The sequence below is a fragment of the Endozoicomonas sp. ONNA2 genome (assembly GCF_024606365.1).
GTDB lineage: Bacteria > Pseudomonadota > Gammaproteobacteria > Pseudomonadales > Endozoicomonadaceae > Endozoicomonas.
On record NZ_JAHHPO010000863.1, the window covers coordinates 1 to 4,694 of the forward strand.

At 47.9% G+C, this 4,694-nt stretch carries 4 protein-coding genes and 1 pseudogene; all 5 read left to right on the forward strand.

Annotated features, from left to right (window positions below; translation table 11 throughout):
* The coding region (locus KDK14_RS15315; RefSeq protein WP_257266042.1) for a hypothetical protein at window positions 1–426 on the forward strand (426 nt) is incomplete at its 5' end.
* Window positions 426–806 carry a hypothetical protein gene (locus KDK14_RS15320; protein ID WP_257266043.1) on the forward strand — a complete coding sequence of 127 codons (381 nt, stop codon included), beginning with the start codon at window positions 426–428 and terminating at the stop codon, window positions 804–806. The genes KDK14_RS15315 and KDK14_RS15320, both read left to right, overlap by 1 nt.
* A 406-nt stretch (window positions 807–1,212) precedes the next feature.
* Window positions 1,213–2,654 (forward strand): annotated as a pseudogene (locus KDK14_RS15325) (ISNCY family transposase).
* Window positions 2,655–3,447: 793 nt separating this feature from the next.
* Window positions 3,448–3,987, forward strand: coding sequence for a hypothetical protein (locus KDK14_RS15330; protein ID WP_257266044.1), 540 nt, complete (start codon window positions 3,448–3,450; stop codon window positions 3,985–3,987).
* A 33-nt stretch (window positions 3,988–4,020) separates the two neighbouring features.
* Complete coding sequence (locus tag KDK14_RS15335; RefSeq protein WP_257266045.1) at window positions 4,021–4,644, forward strand: plasmid pRiA4b ORF-3 family protein; 624 nt, start codon at window positions 4,021–4,023, stop codon at window positions 4,642–4,644.
* Window positions 4,645–4,694: the final 50 nt, after the last annotated feature.

The window sequence follows — 4,694 nt, forward strand, 5'->3', positions numbered from 1 at the left end:
GAAAGTCAAGTTTTGTGTTTAGTGGATGGTCGTACGTCTGGTTCTATCGCCCTGGATGGATTGCAGGGCAGGCAATCGGATATTGAGCGGCGGCGCTATCAAAATCAGCGGGATGATTTACGCTCTCAGCAGGCAGAAGCGATCGCCAGCGGAGATCAGGATGCCATCCGCAATATTAACCAAGCACTGCAAATCAGCGAGCAAATTTATAACGAGCGCAGGCGGCAAGCCAATAATGAAAGAGTGCAAGCTCTGCAAGAAAATAACGGTAGTACAACCCTTCCTGCTCAAAGCACTGCCTCACAAAGCCCTCAGCGTATTATCCGGCTGGAATATCCGGGGGGTGATGTCAATGTTGGGGTGGCACCGGGAGATGAAGCCCAGCTTTTGGAAGCCCTGAGAAACGCAGGTATGAGGACGGTCTAATGCAGCTAGATACCATAACACTGCCCGATGATCTGCTATGGATCAATGAGTTTGAATGGAACCCGGTACAGCAAACCACACAGCGCAGCCTGACCGGGGCTTTATTGGTACAGGAAGGTCTGTTAGTTCATGGCCGTCCTATTATTCTTTCTGGCAATGGTGAGGCCGGTTGGGTTTCCCGATTAACGGTCAAGAGCCTGTTTGCATTGTCCAAAGCGGCAAATAAAACTATGAGCCTGACCCTGGCGGATAACCGACAGTTTACCGTTATCTTTGATCGTTCTAATGGGGCTCCAGTAGAGGCTCAGCAGCTGATTCCGTTTGCCTATCCAGAGGACAGTGAACAGTATCTTATAATAATCAGATTACTTACCGTTTGAACGCGATGTTCGACTTTTTAAAGAATGTCTAAAGCTCCAGAAATCCTTATATACCAAGGGTTGCAGTATAAATACCGTACTAAGGTTTAGCATAAACAGCATCAACTCTAACGGCTATGGTCGTAAAATATGGCTATTTTCTGCTCACTTTAGAGGTTGGTCATACAGGTGTTTACTCTGAAGCTCTTGCAAATTAAGGGGACCCTATTTGTTGGAAGAGTAATAAAAGTCGAACATCGCGTCGTTTGATTAAAACGATAAGTACAAATAGATGGATTTACTTAAGATCCTGAATTACTAACAATATAGTTAGTGCTTGTCCGAAAACCCATCAGCCCTTGAAAACAACAGCCTGTGGCCCAACTTAATCATTGAAGATTTCCACTGACAGGCTGTTTTCTCACTCATGCGCCAAACCATCAAGCCACAAATGCAGTTAGGTGATGTCGATATCTCTGCCATCACCTTCAACCCCAAATCCAGGGACGACATACCCCGCCTCTTGCGGGCTTTTCAGCATATCTGGGTCACCCCAGAGCTGAGAGCGCAGGTTTTCCGAGCCCTTGAGCGAATGATACCCGCCAGCCGTGACAATGGCCGCCCTGGTATGGATCTCTGGAAAATACTGATTTTTGGCACCCTGCGTCTGACCATCAACTGCGACTACGACCGCCTTCAGGAGCTGGCCAATGAACACGGTACATTACGGCAAATGCTCGGACACGGACCGTACTGTACCCACTCTTATCACATCCAGACTTTGCAGGATAATATCGCCCTGTTCACCCCGGAAATACTGGACGAGATCAACCAGATTGTGGTTAATGCCGGTCACCAGCTGGTAAAAAAAAAGAAGAGCGGATATGCGCCCGCGCTGACTCGTTTGTCGTAAAAACCAATGCCCACTTTCCAACGGATATTAACCTGCTCCGGGATGCCGTTCGCAAGATGATCGAGTGGGCAGCCTGTCTGTCGTCAGAGCAACAGGAAAGCCTGTGGCGACAGAGCAACTACCTGCAGGATCAGCACAAAAAGCGTTTTCACAAAGCCCGTAACCTGAAACGGTCAACGTCGTCCAATGAGTCGCTTCGTGAAGCACGTCAGCATGATATCGAAACCGTCCATGCTGAGTATGTAGCCTACAGCCAGAAGCTTATCCGCAAGGCTGAAATAACCTTGAATCTCTTGAAAGCACGGATACCCGGAGACTTACGACTGAAAGAGCTGGAGCGCTGGATAAAAGATGCAGACTACCAGTGTCAACTGATTATCCGTCGTGTACTGAACCATGAAACCATCCCGCACAGTGAGGAAGGTTTTTTCGTTATTCGAACGCCATACGGAATGGATCAGTAAAGGAAAAGCAGGCGTTCCTGTAGAACTCGGCCTCAGGGTGTGCGTGCTACAAGATCAGTTTGGTTTCACCCTTCACCATTTGGTCATGGAAAAACAGACTGAGGACCAGGTGACTGTAGCCATTGCTAAAGGCGCAAACAGCGGTTTCCTGAAGTATCGCAGGTCAGTTATGACCGGGGATTCTGGTCAAAAGAGAACCTTGAAAAGCTGGAAACATTTCTTGACCGAGCCGTCTTACCCAAAAAGGGGCGATGGTCTGAACAAGACCGGAAGCGTGAACGACACCCTGAGTTTGTCAGGGCAATGAAGAAGCATTCTGCCGTAGAGTCCGACATTAATGCACTTGAGCAGCACGGGCTGGACCGATGCCCGGACTCAGGGATTGACGGTTATCGTCGGTATGTTGGCCTGGCGGTTTTAGGAACCAATCTGCACCGCTTGGGCTCTGTACTGCAAAAGCAATCCAGTCAGGCTGTCAAAAAAGCAGCCTGAACGGAGAAGCGTACCAGAAAACAATCGATCATCGTTGGGTGAAGATTACGAACACCCGAAAAACGGGAAAATGATCAAGTTTTGATCAAAAAAGGAGGCGACTGGCATGAGCGGCCTGTTTTGTTTTCAAAAAAATTTTGTCAGTGCCTGTTGACACGGATTATTCATGGGTTTTCTGACAGGCACTAATTACCCAACTCTGATCAACCATCAGGGCATCTCATAACAAATAACAATGCCCTGCTTAATAAGCTTTCTTCCTGTTTAAACTCATGGGACGACAAGAAATACAATAACAAAAACCTCGCATAAAACGAGGCCGTAGAGAACGAACAGTGTCGTTGGGATTTCCTGTGCATCCTGCCTGGTTTTTCGGAGCTTCCATTGGTTCACGTTACTGTGATACCTGAACACCTCTTCCCTGATGCAGTGCTTCACTCAACTCAAGGCCCTGGCCTGTTGGTTGAGGCTATTATTTTACGGTCAGTGACGTATCATCTTGCCCGTCTGAATACGGGATACACTGCTGACTCTCCCGTAGGTAACAATGAACAATCTTGCCAAAAGCAAGGCTGCAAGTGCTGATCCATCAGCCGTAAGCCGTTTTTATTATTATTTGGGTGGTATTTATTCTTAGGCAGAGAGTGAGTATTTGGTGTTCTTATTACCAGGCCCCGAACAATCGTTACCGACTTCGGCAATCACTCAATGAATGAGTATATATTACGTATTTACCGCAATTAAACAATTGATTTAAATCAACAAAACTGAGTTAGCAATAAGAATGAAGCCAATGTTATTTGAACCAAAAACGGCAGAAGCCATAGCAGCATTTACCCTGTCGGACCATCACCAGGTATTCCTCCGGGATGTTAATGTTTTTCTGGATTACCTGGTGAAAAATCCGGTTCAGGTTTCTAAAAGCAAGAACCTGCCACCGGTTAAATGGGCTGAGCCACTGAACAGTCTGCTCTACAGCCCCGAAGTGCTGACCTTGAAACGACCAATGACCACTAATTATGCCCGGCTCATGGGGCTATTATTGCTGGGTCGCAGTTCGGGACTGGCCGCCCTTCGGCCAGATAGCAGGGGAAATACAGTACTTCATATCAACGGGGCGCTTTACCAGCAGTGGCAGGGCATGAATGGTGCTGAACGATATTTTTCCCTGCTGGAAGCGTGGATTAATCGAGGTTATGCCATGAGCGTCGGGGAGCGAATCAATACTATTGATAACCGCTTTCTGCCCGGGTTTATGATGAGGTACGGCGACACCGACCTATGGCAAGGCAAAGCGGCCAGGGATCCGGGCTTCTGGTTACGCAGGGGTTAGGCGTTCAACCTGACCATTCTCAAAATGGCCGGGATGGCCGAATTTCAGCTTGAGGATAGCAATCGGGAAATCCATTTCCTGAAATTAACGCCCTGGGGGCAGTTGTTTTTAAACGCCTGTCGGCAAGGGTTTATCGACTCGCTGAAAGACGATGAATATGAAGACGACTATGAACACATCAATCTGCTGCCCGCGATAAAAGCAATTCGGCCAGATGTTCAAAAAAACCTGGAATTACCGGAGCCGGTGATTGCTGCCAGTTATGTCCTGTCCGTTGCTTTGGGGAGTCAGTGCGCCCGTACATTGAAAGTATCCGCTGACCACCTGCTTGAAGATCTGGCAGAAGCCATCCTTGACGCCTTTGATTTTGATTGTGATCATCTTTATCACTTTCAGTATCTAAGCCCATTTGGTGCCGACCGGATGATTGGTCATCCAGCGGTGGATTTCTGCGATGCCTGTGTGACTGAAACCCGGCTGCGTCAACTTGAGCCGGTTCCCGGAATGAAGATCACCTTTTTCTTTGATTATGGTGATAACTGGGAGTTTGACATCGTGGTCATGCACGGCAGTGAAGAGAGTACGTCTGATATCCAGGTGATCGAACGTAAAGGTGAAGCGCCGGAGCAGTATCCGGAATATGAGGATTTTTATTGATCAATATTTAACCAGTTGCTCGTACCCCGCCTGTCTGAAAGGCTGCCTTT